The organism is Sphingomonas sp. OTU376, assembly GCF_038440415.1.
In the GTDB taxonomy this organism is placed as follows: domain Bacteria; phylum Pseudomonadota; class Alphaproteobacteria; order Sphingomonadales; family Sphingomonadaceae; genus Sphingomonas; species Sphingomonas kyeonggiensis_A.
Genome location: NZ_JASATQ010000051.1, coordinates 1 through 16,949 on the forward strand (window position 1 = coordinate 1; position 16,949 = coordinate 16,949).

The window sequence follows — 16,949 nt, forward strand, 5'->3', positions numbered from 1 at the left end:
CGGCGCGGCCCCGCGCCGTGGATGGCGAGCTCTATCTCCAGTATCGCAAGACCGAGGCGTTCGGCTTCGACGATGGCCGGCTGAAGACCGCGTCGTTCGATACCCAGTCGGGCTTCGGCCTGCGCGCGGTGTCGGGCGAGACCACGGCCTTTGCGCACGCCAACGAGATCACGCCCGCCGCGATCCGCCGCGCGGCGGAGACGATGGCGCTGATCGAGCCGGGCAAGGCCGGCAAGGCGCCGCCGCCCCAGGGCAATAACCGCCATCTCTACACGCATCAGGATCCGCTCGATCTGGTGCCCTTCGCCGACAAGGTGAACCTCTGCCAGTCGATCGACGCGGCGGCGCGGGCGCGCGATCCGCGGGTGCAGCAGGTCTCGGTCGGGCTCACCGGTTCGTGGAGCGTGGTCGAGATCGTCCGGCCGGACGGCTTCATCGCCACCGATATCCGTCCGCTGGTGCGGCTCAATGTGAGCATCGTGGTCGAACAGAATGGCCGGCGCGAGACGGGCAGCTTCGGGCTGGGCGGGCGCACGCTCTACGACAACCTCTTCCAGCCGGAGACCTGGAACCGCGCGATCGACGAGGCGCTGGCCCAGGCGCTGGTCAATCTCGACGCGGTCGATGCGCCGGCGGGCGACATGACCGTGCTGTGCGGTCCGGGCTGGCCGGGCGTGCTGCTGCACGAGGCGGTCGGGCACGGGCTCGAGGGCGATTTCAACCGCAAGGGCACCTCCGCCTTTTCGGGACGGATCGGCGAGCGGGTTGCGGCGCCGGGCGTGACGGTGGTCGATGACGGTTCGCTGACGGATCGTCGCGGTTCGCTGTCGATCGACGACGAGGGCACGCCGACGCGCGAGACGATCCTGATCGAGGACGGCATCCTCAAAGGCTATATGCAGGACCGTTTGAACGCGCGTTTGATGGGGGTTTCGCCCACCGGCAACGGGCGTCGTGAATCCTTCCAGCACGCCCCGATGCCCCGCATGACGAACACGTTCATGAAGGGCGGCAAGGACGATCCCGCCGAGCTGCTGAGCCGCGTGAAGAAGGGCATCTTCGCCAAGTCGTTCGGTGGCGGGCAGGTCGATATCGTCTCGGGGAAGTTCGTCTTCTCCTGCACCGAGGCCTATCTGATCGAGAACGGCAAGCTCGGCGCGCCGATCAAGGGCGCGACGCTGATCGGCGACGGGCCGACGGTGCTCAACAAGGTCACCGGCATCGGCAACGATTTCGCGCTCGATGAAGGCGTCGGCATGTGCGGCAAGGGCGGGCAGAGCGTTCCGGCCGGTGTCGGCCAGCCGACGCTGCTGGTGGACGGGCTGACGGTGGGCGGCACCGCGGCGTGATCCGGGCCGGGCGTCGCCTCCACGCGGCGCTCGTCACCTGGCCGGATGCGCGTGGCTGGCGTGCAGTGGGGCGGGAGTTGCTCTGGGGGCTGCCCCTCATCGCACTGCTCGCCTTCGCCACCGGCCTCGCCCATTTCGATCCGATGCCCTTCGGCCTTCCTTGGCTGGGCGTCTTCTTCACCCTGATGCTGGTTCCGGCATTGGGCGAGGAGCTGGTTTTCCGCGGCCTGATCGTCCCGCCGCCGGATCGCCCTTTCCCGCTATGGCAGGCGGCACTGGCGGTCGGCATGTTCGTCCTCTGGCACCCCTTCCAGGCACTGACCTTCGGCCCGCCCTGGTCGGCGATATTCCTCGACTGGCGCTTCCTGATGATCGTCGCGGTGCTCGGCGCTCTGCTCGTGCGCCTCTACCGCGGGACCGGCAGCATCTGGCCCTGCGTCTGCGCGCATTGGCTTATCGTCGCGGGGTGGAAGCTGTTGTTCGCCGGGCCGATCGGATAGGAAAAGGGCATGAACCAGGCGCTTCCCGAACTCGACTGGACCAGCTGGCGCGGTACCGCGCAGCACCTTCACCTGATCACCCAGATCATCGGCAAGGTCCGCCTCGCGCATACCCCCTGGCTCAACCATAGCTGGCATGTCGTGCTTTATCCGATGGCCTGGGGTCTGACGACCGGGCCGATCCCGTGCGACGATGCCACGCTGCAGCTCGATCTCGACCTGCTCGAAAGCGAGCTCCGGCTTACGACTGACAGCGGCGGCGAGGCGAGCATCCCGCTCGGGCCCGGAAGCGTCGCCGATTTCCACGCCGCGCTGGTCGCCGCGCTGGCCGCGCTGGGCACGCCGGTGGCGTTCAATGGCGTCCCGAGCGAAGTCCCCGATCCGGTGCCCTTTGTCGAGGACACCGCGGAGCGCCCCTGGGATGGCGGAGCGGTGCGCGACTTCCACCGGGCGCTGCTCTGGATCGACCGGGTCTTCCGGCAGTTCCGCACCGGTTTCCTCGGCAAGGCCAGCCCGGTCCATTTCTTCTGGGGCAGCTTCGACCTCGCGGTCACCCGCTTCTCGGGCCGCACCGCGCCGAAGCACCCGGGCGGATTCCTCGGCCTGCCCGATGCGGTGACCTGCGAAGCCTATAGCCATGAGGAAGCCAGCGCCGGTTTCTGGCCGGGGAGCGACGCGTTTCCGAAACCGGCCTTCTACGCCTATGGCTATCCGGCGCCCGAGGGTTATGCCGATGCCGAAGTGCCGGCCCCGGCCTATTTCGACACCGGCCTCGGTGAATGGCTGCTCGACTATGACGCCGTCCGTACCGCGGAGGACCCGCGTGCGATGCTGCTCGGCTTTCTCCAGTCGACCTATGATGCCGCGGCCGATCTCGGCAAATGGGATCGTGCGCATCTGGAGTGCTCGCCGGGTGTTCCCCGCAAACCGCGGATCGTCTAGAAACGCGGCATGGCCGAGTTCTTCGATGCGCTCACCGACGATCACTGCGCCTTCATCGCGCGCCAGCCGATGTTCTTCGTCGCGACGGCGGCGCCTGAAAGCCGGGTGAACCTCAGCCCCAAGGGCATGGACTGTTTCCGCGTGCTGGGACCCAACCGCGTCGCCTATCTCGACGTTGCCGGCTCGGGCAACGAGACGCATGCGCACCTGATCGCCGATGGCCGCATCACCATCATGTTCTGCGCCTTTGACAGTCCCGCGCTGATCCTGCGCCTCTATGGCCATGGCAAGCCCGTGCTGCCCCAGGATCCGGAATGGGCCGAGCTGGCCGCGCATTTCGCGCTGTTGCCCGGTACCCGCCAGATCTTCGATGTCAGCGTGGACAGCGCGCAGAGCAGCTGCGGCTGGGCAGTGCCGCACATGACGTTCGATCGGGAGCGCGAGACGCTCAGCAGATATCATGTCAAGCACGGCGCCTCGGCGCGCTTCGCCAAATATGCGGTGCGCACCCACAGCATCGACGGCCTGCCGGTACGCAATCCCAGCGAGGAACCCGTCTGATGGCGCTTGTCGAGATCGGCCGGTTCGACCGGCAGGAAGCTTTCATCGTCCAGGGCCGGCTGGAGGACGAGGACATCCCCAGCTTCGTGTTCGATGCCGGCACCAGCATCGCAGATGGCTCGTACCTGCTGATCCCGGTTCGGGTGATGGTCGACGACGAGGATGTCGAGCGCGCCCGCGCGATTCTGGACGCCGCAGTCTAGCCGAGCAGCAGTGCCGTCGCCTTCTTGGCGATCCGGATCAGCTCCTCGCGCGGCGTGCCGGCGCGGGCGCGGGTGCTCAGCGAATGGATCACCGAGGAGGCGATCTGCGCATCGCCCAGCGGATCCGCGCTGCCGGCCTGCGCCATCAGCTTCTCGATCCAGCCATCCTGCAATGCGACAAACGCCGCCAGGGCCGCGCGGATGTCCGGATCGGTCACCGCCTCGGTCGCGGCGGTATTCACCGCGATGCAGCCCGAGGGGCCGTCCTCGCCGGTCAGGAACCCTTCGATCGCGCCAATGAACAGTGCCTTGAGCATCTTCTCGGGCGGATAGGCCGCTTCATGGAGCGCCCGGAAGGTCGCGTCGACGCTGGCATGGGTGCGCGCCAGGCCGGCGAGATACAGCGCCTTCTTGTCGCCGAAGGTGGCGTAGAGGCTCGGCCGGTTCACTCCCGTCGCCTCGGCCAGGTCGTCGAGCGATGTGTTCGAATAGCCGAGCGTGCGGAAGCGCTGGAGCGCGGCGCGCAGCACCGCTTCCTCGTCGAACTTGCGCGGCCTTCCACGGCCCCGGCTGGCTATTTTTGTATCGGTTCGCATTAAATTCCTTGACCCGATTATTTTTGTGCGAGATCGTACAAAAATACAAGGGAGACTCGTCATGAAGCTCTATTTCAGCCCTTTCGCCTGTTCGCTGGCGGCGCGCATCGCGCTGGAAGAAGCCGGGCTCGACGCCGATTATGTCCAGGTGCCCCGGGATTTGCGCCTGGCCGATGGCAGGGACTTCACCGAGATTTCGCCGATGGGCTATGTTCCGGCGATCGAGACCGGCACCGGTTTCGTCCTCACCGAAGGGCCGGCGGTGCTCACCTATATCGCCGAGCTGGCGCCCGAGGGTGCGCTCAGCTTCACCGGCTTTTCCGACGCACATTACCGGATGCTCGCCTGGCTGAACTTCGTCAGCACCGAGCTGCACAAGGCGGTGTACATGCCGATCCTTGGCAAGGGCTATTCGGAAGCCGAGCAGGCAGCAGCGCGCGCGCGCCACGCCCGGCCCTTCACCGTGCTGTCGAAGCATCTGGAGGGCCGCGAATTCCTCCAGGATCGCTTCACCGTCGCCGATGCCTATCTGGTCGCGGTGCTCAACTGGTCGGAGTTCAGCAAGGTGCCGCTCGCCGACTGGCCGGTGCTTGCCGCCTATCGCGAGCGGCTGCGCGCCCGGCCCGCGGTCGCCCGGGCGATGGCTGCCGAATGGCAGCTGCTCAAGGCCGCCTGACACCCTTCCGCGCTCCGGGCGTGGCCGCATCGCGGTCGCTCCCACCACACCTGCCCCTTCCGTCTCGTGCGGGAGGGGCATTTTTGTTGGAATCGGGCGAATCGCTGGGTTAGGCCTGTGTCATGCCCGCAACGATCAACTGCGACGTGGCGATTGTCGGCGGGGGACTTGCCGGCGGCCTGATCGCGCTCGCGCTGCGCCGGCGGCGGCCCGATGTCGATGTCCGCATCGTCGAGGGCAGCAGCCGGATCGGGGGCAACCATCTCTGGTCCTTCTTCGCCAGCGATGTCGCGCCGGCCGATCGCTGGCTGACCGCGCCGCTGATCTGCCATGGCTGGCGCAGCTATGACGTCGCCTTTCCCGCGGTCTCGCGGACGCTGCGCACCGGCTATTATTCGATCGAATCGCGCCGGTTCGACCAGGTCGTCCGCGGCGATCTGCCTGAGCAGGCGGCGATGACCCGGCGCGACGTCGCCGAAGTCACGCCCACCGCCGTCCTCCTCGCCGATGGCGACCGGATCGAGGCGAAAGGGGTGATCGATTGCCGTGGCCCCGGCGATCTCTCGATGCTCCATTGCGGCTGGCAGAAATTCTACGGCCGCGAGCTGGAATTGCGCGGCGAGCATCATCTCGAGCGCCCGGTGGTGATGGACGCGACGGTCGAGCAGCTCGATGGCTATCGCTTCCTCTACGCCTTGCCCTTCTCGACTACCGGTGTCTTCGCCGAGGATACCTATTACAGCGACACGCCCGATCTCGATCCTGTGCTGCTCGGCAGCCGGCTTGATGCCTATGCGGAGGGGCGCGGCTGGAAGGTCGATCGTATCGTCCGGGAGGAAGGCGGCGTGCTGCCGGTGGTGATGGGCGGCAGTTTCGAGGCGTATTGGCGTGCCGGCGGCGACAAGGTCGCCAAGGCGGGCAGTCGTGCCGGCCTGTTCCACCCGCTGACCAGCTATACGCTGCCCGATGCGGTGCGCACCGCCACGCTGGTAGCCGCCGCCAGCGATCTCGGCGGCGCTGCGCTGCACAATCTTCTTCATGATTTCGCGCGATCGACGTGGCGCCGCCGCCATTTCTACCGCATGCTGGCCGCCATGTTGTTCAAGGCCGCCGAACCCGAGGAGCGTTACCGCGTGCTGCAGCGCTTCTATCGTCTCGATCCCCAGCTGATCGGCCGCTTCTATGCCGGCCATTCGACCCTGCTCGACCGGCTGCGCATCGTCTCGGGCAAACCGCCGGTGCCGGTCGGCCGCGCGCTGTCGGCGATCCGGGAATCGTACCGGTGAAGCGCGCCGCGGTGGTGGGTGCCGGGCTCGGCGGGCTGGCCCTGGCGATCCGACTGCAATCGGCGGGTGTCGAGACCGTGGTGCTGGAAGCGCGCGACAAGCCCGGTGGTCGCGCCTATTTCTGGGAGCGCGACGGCTTCACCTTCGATGCGGGGCCCACTGTCATCACCGCGCCGGAAGTGCTGGAGGAGCTCTGGCAGCTCTCCGGTCGCCGCATGGCCGATGACGTCAGGCTCATGCCGGTCACGCCCTTCTACCGGCTGTTCTGGCCCGATGGCACGCGCTTCGACTATTCCAGCGACGATCATGCGCTTGCCGCCGAGATCGCCCGGCTCGAGCCGCAGGATGTCGCCGGCTATGGCCGTTTCCTCGAATATTCCGCCGGCGTGTACGAGGAAGGCTATGTGAAGCTCGGCCATGTCGCGTTCCAGGACTTCATGTCGATGGTCCGCGCCGCGCCCGCGCTCGCCAAATACGGCGCCTGGCGGTCGGTCTACGCCAAGGTCGCGAGCTTCATCCGCAACGAGAAGCTGCGCCAGGCATTTTCCTTCCACACGCTGCTCGTCGGCGGCAATCCGATGACTGCCAGCTCTATCTACGCGCTGATCCACCAGCTGGAGCGCAAGAGCGGGGTCTGGTGGGCCGAAGGCGGTACCAATCAGCTGGTCGCCGCGATGGTTCGCCATTTCGAACGGCTTGGCGGCACGATCCGGCTCGGCGATCCGGTCGCGCGAATCGAGACGCTCGGCGATCTCGTCACCGGGGTGCGGACGATGAGCGGCTATGAGCTGCAGGTCGATGCCGTGGCCTGCAACGCGGATGTGGTCCACAGCTATCGCGACCTGCTCAAGGGCTCGCGTTCCAGCCAGCGCGCGGCGCAGCGCCTGCAGCGCAAGCGCTTCTCGCCTTCGCTGTTCGTCGTCCATTTCGGGGTGCGCGGGACCTTTCCGGACATCCCGCACCACTCGATCCTGTTCGGCCCGCGCTACCAGGGGCTGCTCGAGGACATTTTCGAGCATGGCGTGCTGAGCGAGGACTTTTCGCTCTATCTCCATCATCCCAGCGCCAGCGATCCGGCGATGGCGCCGGAGGGGCATGCGACCTTCTACGCACTCGCTCCGGTGCCCCATCTCGGCAAGTTCCCGGCCAATTGGGACGAGATCGCCCCGATCCTCGAGGAGCGCATCCTCGCTGAGATCCAGCGTCGGCTGATCCCCGACCTCAAGGATCGGATCGTGACGAAGTTCAGCTACGCGCCTCCCGATTTCCGCGACGATCTCGGTGCGCATATGGGCTCGGCCTTCAGCCTCGAGCCGATCCTTACCCAGAGCGCCTGGTTCCGCACCCACAATCGCGACGATGCGATCCACAACCTCTTCTTCGTCGGCGCCGGTACCCATCCGGGCGCGGGCATCCCCGGCGTGGTCGGCAGTGCCAAGGCAACCGCGGCGCTGATGCTTGGGGACGGCAAGTGATCGACTTGCCCCGAAGCGCGTTCTGGCCGAATGCGGGGCGATCCATGGCTTTCGGAAAGACCAGAATATGAAGCGCGTCGCAGTCTATTGCGGTTCGGCCAGCCCGGCCGATCCCGTCTATATCGAGGCCGCGCGCCATGTCGGGCGCACGCTGGCGGAGCGGAACATCGGCATCGTCTATGGCGGCGGCAAGCTCGGCCTGATGGGCGCGGTGGCGGATTCGGCGCTGGAGGCGGGCGGTGAAGTGATCGGCGTGATCCCCGAGCTGCTGGTCAATGCCGAAGTCGCGCATCGCGGTTGCACCGAGCTGCACGTCGTCGCTACCATGCACGAGCGCAAGGCGCGCTTCACCGACATCGCCGACGGTTTCATCAACCTGCCCGGCGGCACCGGCACGATGGACGAGCTGTGGGAAGCGCTCAGCTGGGCGCAGCTCGGCTATCACACCGATCCGGTCGGCCTGCTCAACATCGCCGGCTATTATGACAAGCTCGTCGAGTTTTGGGAGCATATGGGCCAGGTCGGCTTCGTCCGCCCGCAGCATCAGAACATGCTGATCGTTGACAGCACGCTCGAAGGGCTGCTCGACAAGATGGTCGCGGCCAAGCCGGTCGAGACGATCGTGCAGATGCGACGCGGCGATCTGTGAGTTCCACGCTTCCTTCGCGTGCCGCGCTCGTCGCGACCGCGCAGGAATCGATCGCGCGCGGTTCGGGCAGCTTCTCGGCCGCCAGCCGGCTGTTCGACCGCAGGACGCGTGAGCGCGCCTGGCTGCTCTATGCCTGGTGCCGCGCCTGTGACGATCTTGCCGACGGCCAGGATCATGGCCACGGCGCCAGCGAAAGCGACAGGCAGGCGGGGCTCGCCCGCATCCGCCTGCTCACGCAAGCGGCGCTGGATGGACAGTGGATCGGTGATCCGGCGTTCGACGCACTGCGCATCGTCGTGGCCGAGGCCGGCATCCCGCACCGTTTCGTCTGGGACCTGGTAGAGGGCTTCGCGCTCGACGCCGACGAGTGGCATCCCCGGCACGAGGTGGATCTCTATCGCTATTGCTATCATGTCGCGGGCTCGGTCGGCTGCATGATGGCGATCATCATGGGCGTGTCGCCCGACGACGACGCGACACTTGATCGCGCCTGTGATCTCGGCATCGCCTTCCAGCTCGCCAATATCGCCCGCGATATCGAGGCGGACGACCGGATCGCGCGCTGCTATCTGCCCGATGACTGGCTGGTCGAGATGGATATCCCGCCCGGCCAGCACATGAAGCCGCCCTTCCGCCAGCGCCTTGCCGTGTTGGCCGGGCGGCTGGCGCGGGGAGCGGAGGACTATGCCGCGAGCGCCCGTGTCGGCACCCCGAAGCTCGGCTTTCGCTCGGCCTGGGCGGTGCTCGCCGCGACCGGCATCTATGGCGCGATTGCCGAGAAGGTTGCCGCACGCGGTGAACATGCATGGGATCACCGGGTCTCCACGTCGGGCTTCGAGAAGCTCGGCTGGATCGCCCGGTCCTGGTGGCAGGCGCTGCGCCGCCGGGATCTCTATCCCGCTGCACCGCGCGATCCCGATCTCTGGACCCGCCCGCGTCCCGATTGAACGCGGCCGCCGCCGGCTTGGTCGCGGGACGGAAGACGAACGCCCGCGGATGGGGAACCCGCTCGCCATGCGTATCCTCCTTTTCCCGCTCGCTTGCCTGGCGCTTGTCGCTGCGCAGGATGCGCCCCAGGGTGCTTCCGAACTGGCTGGGCAATGGGATCAGACGTCCACGCGCACCCAGCTGGTGCGCGTGCCGGTGCTCCGCGATCGGCCGACTGCTTCGCTTGCCGGCCGCGGCATGGTCACCGGGCGGGGGCCGGTGACCAGCACCGTGCTGCGCGACGAGGAAGTGCCGATGCAGGTCCATTATATGGTCAGCCTGCGCATCCAGCCCGATGGCCGCTTCAAATGGCTGACCGAGAAGCGCCGCACCGCTTCGCCGACCAATGACTGCGAGATCCGCGAAGGCACGCGCCGCGACGGCATGGCCAGCTATGCCGATGGCCGGCTGGTGCTGAAGAGCGAGTCCGTCCGGGCGCTCAGCCTCGATTGCGACGGCACGGGCGATGAGACGCGCGAACCCGGGCGTGTCGACGTCTATGCGGTGCGCCGCCAGGGCAATATGCTGGTCCTCCAGTCCGCAGACGGAGAAGTCTGGCAGCTCCAGCGGGCCGGAGGCTAGGCCGGCCGCGCGATTCCGGAGACGATGGCGCCTGCGAGCAGCGGTGCCGCAACTGCTGCGAACTGCATCCAGAGCGGATGGGGCGCGATCAGGCTCTGGATCAGCGCGAAGCCGATCGCCAGCAGCGCGACGATCCAGCCGCTTGCTGGGGTGCCGGCGATCCGCACCGCCGCCACGCCGCCTGCCAGCGCGCCGAGCGCCCAGCTGCCGACGGTGATCGTCTGCGGAGATGGGTTCATGCCAGGCATGAAATCCTCGGGGATCGCATAATGCATCCCGATCCAGCGCAGGCCCAGGATCACCCCAATCCCCACGGCAAGTCCCACCACGACACCAAGCAGCTGCTTCATTCCGTTTCCCCCGAAACAGTTTCGCATCTGCAACATAAATGAAACGGGAAGGTGGTGCTAGCGGCCTTTGCCGTCCAGTTTCGGGGCGCCCTGGCGTGCCATTTCCGGCGTCTGGCGCTGGCAGGCGCCGGCGATTACCGGGTAATCGAGGTCGGTATTGCGGCGCAAAGCATCGGCCACCGCCTCCTGGCAACGCGCAAAGCTGGTGTAGCGCGCGGGCTCGATCCGCGCCTGCCGGCAGTCGAGATTGTCGTCGCTGCAACCCATGATCGCGAGCAGATAGAAGACCTGGTCCATCGCCGCCTCCTTCAAAGGTTAACAACGGCTCGCGCGTCCAACCGTTGCATCGCGGCGCCGAGCGCCCCAAATCACGCGTGATGGCTTCCAATTCCGATGCACCCGCCGGCGAGCGCCCGATGCTCGCCACGCTGCGGCGTTTCCTTCCCTATCTCTGGCCCAGGAACGCGGCCGGTCTGCGCGTGCGCATCGTCATCGCGCTCGGGCTCGTCGTCATCTCCAAGCTGGTCCAGGTCTATGGCGCGCCCTTCGCGCTGCAGGGGGCGATCGACCGGATGGCGGGCGGGTCACGCGACGCGGTTTGGCTCGTGGTGGCGCTGGTCACCGGCTATGCGCTCGCCCGTTTCGGCACGGTGCTGTTCGACAATCTCCGCAACGCGGTGTTCGAGAAGGTGGGGCAGGATGCCACGCGCCGCCTCGCTGCCGATGTGTTCCGGCATCTGCACCAGCTGAGTCTGCGCTTCCATCTCGAGCGGCGCACCGGCGCGATCACCAAGGTGGTCGAGCGCGGCACCAAGAGCATCGACACGATGCTCTATTTCCTCCTGTTCAACATCGCCCCGACGATCCTCGAACTCGCGCTCGTGGTCGGCATCTTCTGGACGCGCTACGGCGTGTGGCTGGTCGCGGGCACCATGGCGATGGTCGTGCTCTACATTGCCTTCACCCGCTGGGTGACCGATTGGCGCTCGAAGCTGCGCGAGAAGATGAACGATCTCGATACCGGCGCGGTCGCCCATGCCGTCGATTCGCTGCTCAACTTCGAGACGGTGAAGTATTTCAACGCCGAGGAGCGCGAGGCGCGGCGCTATGAGAATGCCGTCACCGCCTATGCCCGCGCGGCGACCACCAGCGAGAACAGTCTGGCCTGGCTCAATATCGGTCAGGCGCTGATCACCAACACCATGCTCGGCGCGGGCATGGCGCTGGTCGTCTTCGGCTGGTCCTCGGGCAAGTTCACCGCGGGCGACGTGGTGCTGGTCTCGACGCTGCTCAGCCAGCTCTTCCGCCCGCTCGACATGCTGGGCTGGGTCTATCGCACGATCCGCCAGGGTGTGATCGACATGGGATCGATGTTCGACCTGCTCGACAGCGCCGCCGAGGTGAAGGACGCGCCGAACGCGGTGCCGCTCGCCATCGCCAGCGGCCATGTCCGCTTCGAAGGCGTGCATTTCGGCTATGATCCGGACCGCGAGATCCTGAAGGGCGTCGATCTCGACATTCCGGCCGGCGCCACCGTTGCGGTGGTCGGCCCCTCGGGCGCCGGCAAGTCGACGCTCGCACGGCTGATGTACCGCTTCTATGACGTCACCGGCGGCCGCATCACCATCGATGGGCAGGATATCCGCGACGTGACTCAGTCGTCGCTGCGCGGTGCGATCGGCATCGTCCCGCAGGACACGGTGCTGTTCAACGATACGATCGGCTACAACATCGCCTATGGCCGCGAGGGGGCGACTCCCGACGAAATCGCCGCCGCTGCGCGCGGTGCCGCGATCGCCGGCTTCATCCAGTCGCTGCCCGACGGTTTCGAGACGCGGGTCGGTGAACGCGGGCTCAAGCTTTCCGGCGGCGAGAAGCAGCGCGTCGCCATTGCACGCACGCTGGTGAAGAACCCGCCGATCCTGATCCTCGACGAAGCGACCAGCGCACTCGACAGCCGTACCGAGGCGGATATCCAGGCGACGCTCGAGGCGATCGAGCATGGCCGCACCACCATCGTCATCGCGCACCGGCTTTCCACGGTCGTACATGCCGACCGGATCATCGTGCTCGAGGCAGGCCGGGTGGCCGAGCAGGGCACGCATGCCCAGCTCTTGCGCAAAAACGGTCTCTATGCCGAAATGTGGGCGCGGCAGGCGCAGGAGCGTGAGGCCGAGGGCGGAGAGGAAGTCCCCGCCGAATAGGAGGGGCGATGATCTGGTTCCTGGTTGCGCTGGCGGTGGTGATCGCTGCGCTCGTTCTCTGGTCCGGCTATGTCGCGCGCGGGGTCGAGCGCTGGGTGCCGATGGACGGCCGCCAGGTCGAAGTGCCCGGCGTGCGGATGCATGTCGTCGAGATGGGCCCGGCCGATGCCCCGGTGATCGTGATGATCCACGGCATCATGAGCCAGCTGCGCGTCTTCACCTATGCGCTCGCCGGCCGCCTCGCCGCCGATCACCACGTCATCGTGATGGATCGTCCGGGCTGGGGCTATTCCACGCTCACCGGCCCGCGCCTCGACCTGAACGCACAGGCCGATGCCGTCGCCGCGGCGATCGCGAAGCTCGGGCTGGAAAAGCCCTTGCTGGTCGGTCATTCGATGGGCGGTGCGGTCAGCCTGGCGCTGGCGCTGCGCCATCCGCAGGCGGTGCGCGGCCTAGGCCTGATCGCCCCGCTCACCCAGCCAATCGACGAAGCACCCGCGCCGCTCAAGGGCCTGGTGATACCTGCGCCGCTTCGCCCGCTGATCGCCTGGACGATCGCGGTGCCGCTCTCAATGCGCACCGGCAAGGCCAAGACGACGGCCGTCTTCGCTCCCGATTCGCTGCCCGAGGATTTCCCGGTCAAGGCCGGCGGCGCGCTCGCCATCCGCCCGGCGAGCTTCCAGATGGGTTGTTTCGAGATCGATCATGCACCCGGGGCAATGCAGGTCCAGGCGCCGCGCTATGGCGAAATCGCGATTCCGGTCTCGATCCTTTACGGCCGGCAGGACGCGCTGCTCGATCCCGAGTTGCACGGCCGCAAGACCGCGTCGGATGTCCAGAACGGTACGGTCGCGCTGCTCGACGGCGGCCATATGCTCCCGGTGACGCATGTCGACGCAACCGAAGCCTGGCTGCGCGGGCTCTAGCTGCTGCCGATCTCCGCCGGCTGGGTGGTCCAGCCCAGTCGCGGGATGGTGATCGAGCGCTTGCCCGACAGGTCGGTGCGCGTCACGAACAGCTCCTTGCTCTCGATATATTGGAGCAGGCGGCGGACGCGGCCGAGCGAGCTGGTGCCATAGGTCGCCGCGATCTCCGTGTCGCTCGGGCACGGTGCGCCCTCGCGCGCGGCACGCGCCACCAGCAGGAACGGGCCGAGCATGTCGTCGGGCAGTGCCCGCGCCGCTTCGAGCGCCTGCGCCCAGTCGTCGTCGGGGTCGCCGTGAATGCCGGCCCGTGCCGCCGAGAGCCGGCGCACGAAGCTGGACAGATCGAGCGGCGGCCGTGCGAGCCCGACCATCCGGCAGCGGACCAGGAAGTCCTGGTACAGCACGGACGGCGAACGATAGGTGCTTTCCTCGTCGGCGGTGATGTCGCGCAGCACCTCGGCGATCTTCTGCGCCGCTTCCTCCGGATCGACGTCCGGGATTTCCTCGCGCGCCGGCGTCGAGCGGGCGAGCGCCTCGAGCAGGCGATCGCTGGCGAGCTGGGGCGGGGCGGAAGGAGCCGGGGGCGTCGGCGGCGTCCATTCGGGCTCGGCGGGCGCCAGCAGCAGGTCCTTGAGCTCGGCGGAGGGGGCCTCGGGCAGCGGAGTCAGCTTGGGGCTGCCGCTGCGCGCGCTGGTCTCGACCGGGCCGATCTGCACCGAGATCGGCCGGCGCGATACCGCGGGGCCAAGCGCCAGGAAATGCCCGCGGGCCAGGTCGCGGATCGCCTCGGCCTGGCGGCGCTCCATGCCGAGCAGGTCGGCGGCGCGGGCCATGTCGATATCGAGGAAGGTGCGCCCCATCAGGAAGTTCGACGCCTCGGCCGCGACGTTCTTGGCGAGCTTGGCCAGGCGCTGGGTGGCGATCACGCCGGCAAGGCCGCGCTTGCGCCCGCGGCACATCAGGTTGGTCATCGCGCTCAACGAGGCGCGGCGCACATCCTCGGCAACCTCGCCGCCGCCCGAAGGTGCGAACAGCTGAGCCTCATCGACCACCACCAACGCCGGGTACCAATGGTCGCGCGGGGCATCGAACATCGCGTTGAGGAATGCCGCGGCGCATTTCATCTGCCCCTCGGCCTCCAGCCCCTCCAGGCTGAGTACCACCGACGCCCGATGCTCGCGGATGCGGGTGGCGAAGCGGGCGATCTCGCGCTCGCTGTAATCGGCGGCCTCGATCGAGATATGGCCATATCGGTCGCTCAGCGTGACGAAATCGCCCTCGGGATCGATGATCACCTGCTGGACATGGCCGGCGCTCTTCTCGAGCAGGCGGCGCAGCAGGTGCGATTTGCCAGACCCCGAATTGCCCTGGACGAGCAAGCGCGTCGCCAGCAGCTCCTCGAGATCCATGGCGACGGCATCACCCTTGCCGTCCTGCCCCATGTCCACGCGTACCGTCATCCCATCCGCTTTGGCGCATGGAGAGGGATGGGGGCAAGCGGCATCGGTGGAAAAGCTGTGAGCGATACGCCTGCGTCTCAATCGTCACCCCGGCCTTGAGCCGGGGGCCCGCTTCTGGCGGCGATATAGGGCAGCGGGACCCCGGGTCAGGCCCGGGGTGACGAGGTAAAGGTCAGCGCTTGAACCCCAGCAGCACATTCCCCTCGGTCGAGAGATAGTTCTTCCGGTAATCGAAGCGGCGGCAATCGGAGAAGATCAGCCAGTAATATTTCATCTGCTCTGACCACCAGTAGCCCGGGCAATGGTCCGCCTGCGCCTTGGTGGTGACATCCGCCATGGTCGCATAGCCGAACGCGGCCTTGTTCCACTGCTGCATCGCCCGGAAATGCCGGGCGACCAGCGCGCGCCATTCCTCCTTGCGGTCGAGCAGCCAGTGGTTGAACGCGGCATCGGCCAGTTCGGGGCGCAGCGCATTGGTCTTGGTGGTCGGCGTGCCCTTTTCGGCGTCATAGCCCTCGGGCAGGATGCCGAACTTCGCCTGCACCTTGTCCCAGCTGCGGGTATAGGCTTCGCCCGCCGCGGTATCGCCGCCCTGGGCGAGCAGCCCGCCATAGAAGGACGAAAGCTCGTCCTGCTCCCAGTTGATCCGCTTGCCGGTCTCGAAATCGACATCGACGAACCAGGTATCGCCGTTCAACTCGGCCTTCTGGTTCTCCAGGATCGCCGCGGTGCAGCTCTTGTACATCACCAGGAACTCGCGGTCGCCGAACAGCTGCCAGCCGTCCCACAGATATTCGTAGTAGCTGTCCGAGGGCGGGCCGATCGTCGCGCGGCGGCTCTTCCACTCGCCGGTCATGCAGTCGAACGAATCCGGCATCAGCCCGATCTCCGAGCGCCGCCCGAACAGCGCGACCATCGCCCGCTTGGCGGCCTTGTGATAGCGCTGATCGCCGGTCAGCCGGCTCAGCGTGCCGAACTCGGTGATGCAGCTGCCCACTTCGGCCGGGTTGGTGATCGGATCGCGCAGCGCCCCGGTCTTCAGGTTGATGAAGCGGTGCGGCAGCCCGATCGGCGAATGGTCGAAGCTCGGCATCAGCCGGTCGGCCAGGTCCTTCGCCCTGGCGAGCAGCAGCTTGTCGCCGCTGGCGAGATGCGCCGAGAGCAACCCGCCGACCAGCCGGATGATCGTCTCGAACACCGAGACTTCGCCGTCCACGTCGAAATCGAGATTGGCGTGGATCCAGTCCACCCCGTCCTTGAACTCGGCGTCCAGCTCCATCAGCCAAAGCGTGTCGAGCGCCTCGATCAGGCTGAGCCCGACATGCGTCCCCTTGATCGAGAAGCTCTCGGACCCGCCCGAGACCGGCATGATCTGGTCCTTGCCCCAGGCTTTCTCGCGGTAGTTCCGCCAGGCCCAGCGCATGCTCTCGCGCACTTCGCCGGCCAGCGCGCGCCAGTCCTCCTTGGCCGTGGCGGGCAGGGGAAGCAGCGCGGCGGCGCCACCGGCGATCAGGCCGCGACGGCCGATGCGAAAGCTGGACATGGCGTCAGGCTAGCGCGCGCCCGTGCCGGTGCAAACCCTGCTTGCCGGTGCCTGGCGGCTGACGGATAGTTGCGCGGAAACAGGGGGAGGACAGTGCGATGCGCGGCACGTCATGGATATTGGGCACTGCAATGATGGTGGTGGCGAGCCCCGCCGCGGCGCAGGGCGTAAAGCTTGCGATCGGCGACGAAGTCACCTTCACGCTCGACAGCGGCAAGCCGGTTGCGCCCCGGAAGGCACCGGCGATACCCACCCGGTTCGAAACTGCGGTCGGCGCGCATTTCCTGGGGCTGGAGCCGCCCAAGGCGCCTGTCACCGAAGGCCAGGCATTTCCGGAAGATCTCGAACTGCCTGCCCCGCCGGTGCCGGATGCCGGCAAGATCCGTTTCCGTTTCCTGGGCGTAGCCGGCTCCGACCATGCGATGCTGGTCATCCATAACGGCTATGCTCAGGCGCTCGTCTATCGCGCCAGGATCACCGCCCGGGGCCAGGCCGCTCCCACCGATGTCTGTCTGGTGATGCCGGGCAAGCCGAGCATCGAGCATTGGCCCTATGCGATCAGCGCGATCGAAGTGAGCGACTTCACGCTGGTCCCTTGGAAGCCCGAGGACGGAGTTCCGTGCGAATAGCCTCGACTTTCCGGGCCCTCGCCCGCTAACC

At 67.2% G+C, this 16,949-nt stretch carries 19 protein-coding genes; 14 read left to right on the forward strand and 5 right to left on the reverse strand.

Annotation, left to right across the window (positions count from 1 at the left end):
• The 5 genes from tldD to AAHM44_RS18330 form a co-directional block, all read left to right on the forward strand.
• On the forward strand, window positions 1–1,349 hold a 1,349-nt coding region (gene tldD / locus AAHM44_RS18310; RefSeq protein WP_342250869.1), incomplete at its 5' end, for a metalloprotease TldD.
• Window positions 1,346–1,849, forward strand: a complete 504-nt coding sequence (locus tag AAHM44_RS18315; protein WP_342250870.1) for a CPBP family glutamic-type intramembrane protease — start codon at window positions 1,346–1,348, stop codon at window positions 1,847–1,849. The genes tldD and AAHM44_RS18315, both read left to right, overlap by 4 nt.
• 9 nt (window positions 1,850–1,858) lie before the next feature.
• The gene (locus tag AAHM44_RS18320) at window positions 1,859–2,791 is read left to right on the forward strand and encodes a DUF5996 family protein (RefSeq protein WP_342250871.1); all 933 of its coding nucleotides are present in this window, start codon (window positions 1,859–1,861) and stop codon (window positions 2,789–2,791) included.
• A gap of 9 nt (window positions 2,792–2,800) precedes the next feature.
• On the forward strand, window positions 2,801–3,352 hold the full coding sequence (locus AAHM44_RS18325; RefSeq protein WP_342250872.1) for a pyridoxamine 5'-phosphate oxidase family protein: 552 nt from the start codon (window positions 2,801–2,803) through the stop codon (window positions 3,350–3,352).
• Window positions 3,352–3,555 carry a putative signal transducing protein gene (locus tag AAHM44_RS18330; RefSeq protein ID WP_269573273.1) on the forward strand — a complete coding sequence of 68 codons (204 nt, stop codon included), beginning with the start codon at window positions 3,352–3,354 and terminating at the stop codon, window positions 3,553–3,555. The genes AAHM44_RS18325 and AAHM44_RS18330 overlap by 1 nt, the downstream gene beginning before the upstream one ends.
• Here AAHM44_RS18330 and AAHM44_RS18335 read toward each other — a convergent pair.
• Window positions 3,552–4,151 carry a TetR/AcrR family transcriptional regulator gene (locus AAHM44_RS18335; protein WP_269573272.1) on the reverse strand — a complete coding sequence of 200 codons (600 nt, stop codon included), beginning with the start codon at window positions 4,149–4,151 and terminating at the stop codon, window positions 3,552–3,554. The two genes, AAHM44_RS18330 and AAHM44_RS18335, sit on opposite strands and share 4 nt — an antisense overlap.
• A 61-nt stretch (window positions 4,152–4,212) precedes the next feature.
• Here AAHM44_RS18335 and AAHM44_RS18340 point away from each other — a divergent pair, with 61 nt between their 5' ends.
• The 6 genes from AAHM44_RS18340 (at window position 4,213) to AAHM44_RS18365 (ending at window position 9,806) form a co-directional block, all read left to right on the forward strand.
• Window positions 4,213–4,827, forward strand: coding sequence for a glutathione binding-like protein (locus AAHM44_RS18340; RefSeq protein WP_342250873.1), 615 nt, complete (start codon window positions 4,213–4,215; stop codon window positions 4,825–4,827).
• A 122-nt stretch (window positions 4,828–4,949) separates the two neighbouring features.
• Window positions 4,950–6,113 carry a lycopene beta-cyclase CrtY gene (gene crtY, locus AAHM44_RS18345; RefSeq protein ID WP_342250874.1) on the forward strand — a complete coding sequence of 388 codons (1,164 nt, stop codon included), beginning with the start codon at window positions 4,950–4,952 and terminating at the stop codon, window positions 6,111–6,113.
• Window positions 6,110–7,588 (forward strand): phytoene desaturase, encoded by a 1,479-nt coding sequence (locus AAHM44_RS18350; RefSeq protein WP_342250875.1) that lies wholly within the window; start codon window positions 6,110–6,112, stop codon window positions 7,586–7,588. Before crtY ends, AAHM44_RS18350 begins: the two co-directional genes overlap by 4 nt.
• Window positions 7,589–7,655: 67 nt before the next feature.
• Window positions 7,656–8,237 (forward strand): LOG family protein, encoded by a 582-nt coding sequence (locus AAHM44_RS18355; RefSeq protein WP_269573268.1) that lies wholly within the window; start codon window positions 7,656–7,658, stop codon window positions 8,235–8,237.
• Window positions 8,234–9,184: a phytoene/squalene synthase family protein gene (locus tag AAHM44_RS18360; RefSeq protein ID WP_342250876.1), complete on the forward strand. Its 951-nt coding sequence runs from the start codon at window positions 8,234–8,236 to the stop codon at window positions 9,182–9,184. The genes AAHM44_RS18355 and AAHM44_RS18360 overlap by 4 nt, the downstream gene beginning before the upstream one ends.
• A 67-nt stretch (window positions 9,185–9,251) precedes the next feature.
• A complete protein-coding gene (locus tag AAHM44_RS18365) occupies window positions 9,252–9,806 on the forward strand; it encodes a hypothetical protein (protein WP_342250877.1) in 555 nt (184 codons plus the stop codon).
• On the opposite strand, the gene AAHM44_RS18370 is transcribed toward AAHM44_RS18365, so the two are convergent.
• Both AAHM44_RS18370 and AAHM44_RS18375 read right to left on the reverse strand, forming a co-directional pair.
• On the reverse strand, window positions 9,803–10,156 hold the full coding sequence (locus AAHM44_RS18370) for a hypothetical protein (protein ID WP_342250878.1): 354 nt from the start codon (window positions 10,154–10,156) through the stop codon (window positions 9,803–9,805). The genes AAHM44_RS18365 and AAHM44_RS18370 overlap by 4 nt on opposite strands.
• Window positions 10,157–10,213: 57 nt before the next feature.
• Window positions 10,214–10,453: a hypothetical protein gene (locus tag AAHM44_RS18375; RefSeq protein WP_269573264.1), complete on the reverse strand. Its 240-nt coding sequence runs from the start codon at window positions 10,451–10,453 to the stop codon at window positions 10,214–10,216.
• Between the two features lie 80 nt (window positions 10,454–10,533).
• On the opposite strand from AAHM44_RS18375, the gene AAHM44_RS18380 reads away from it, so the two are divergent.
• Window positions 10,534–12,360 carry an ABCB family ABC transporter ATP-binding protein/permease gene (locus AAHM44_RS18380; RefSeq protein ID WP_342250879.1) on the forward strand — a complete coding sequence of 609 codons (1,827 nt, stop codon included), beginning with the start codon at window positions 10,534–10,536 and terminating at the stop codon, window positions 12,358–12,360.
• Between the two features lie 8 nt (window positions 12,361–12,368).
• Window positions 12,369–13,286 (forward strand): alpha/beta fold hydrolase, encoded by a 918-nt coding sequence (locus tag AAHM44_RS18385; protein WP_342250880.1) that lies wholly within the window; start codon window positions 12,369–12,371, stop codon window positions 13,284–13,286.
• Here AAHM44_RS18385 and AAHM44_RS18390 read toward each other — a convergent pair.
• Window positions 13,283–14,746, reverse strand: coding sequence for an ATP-binding protein (locus AAHM44_RS18390; protein WP_342250881.1), 1,464 nt, complete (start codon window positions 14,744–14,746; stop codon window positions 13,283–13,285). The genes AAHM44_RS18385 and AAHM44_RS18390 overlap by 4 nt on opposite strands.
• 172 nt (window positions 14,747–14,918) lie before the next feature.
• Complete coding sequence (locus AAHM44_RS18395) at window positions 14,919–16,289, reverse strand: glycoside hydrolase family 47 protein (protein ID WP_342250882.1); 1,371 nt, start codon at window positions 16,287–16,289, stop codon at window positions 14,919–14,921.
• A gap of 98 nt (window positions 16,290–16,387) precedes the next feature.
• Here AAHM44_RS18395 and AAHM44_RS18400 point away from each other — a divergent pair, with 98 nt between their 5' ends.
• Window positions 16,388–16,918, forward strand: a complete 531-nt coding sequence (locus tag AAHM44_RS18400) for a hypothetical protein (protein WP_269573259.1) — start codon at window positions 16,388–16,390, stop codon at window positions 16,916–16,918.
• The last annotated feature ends 31 nt before the right edge of the window (window positions 16,919–16,949 follow it).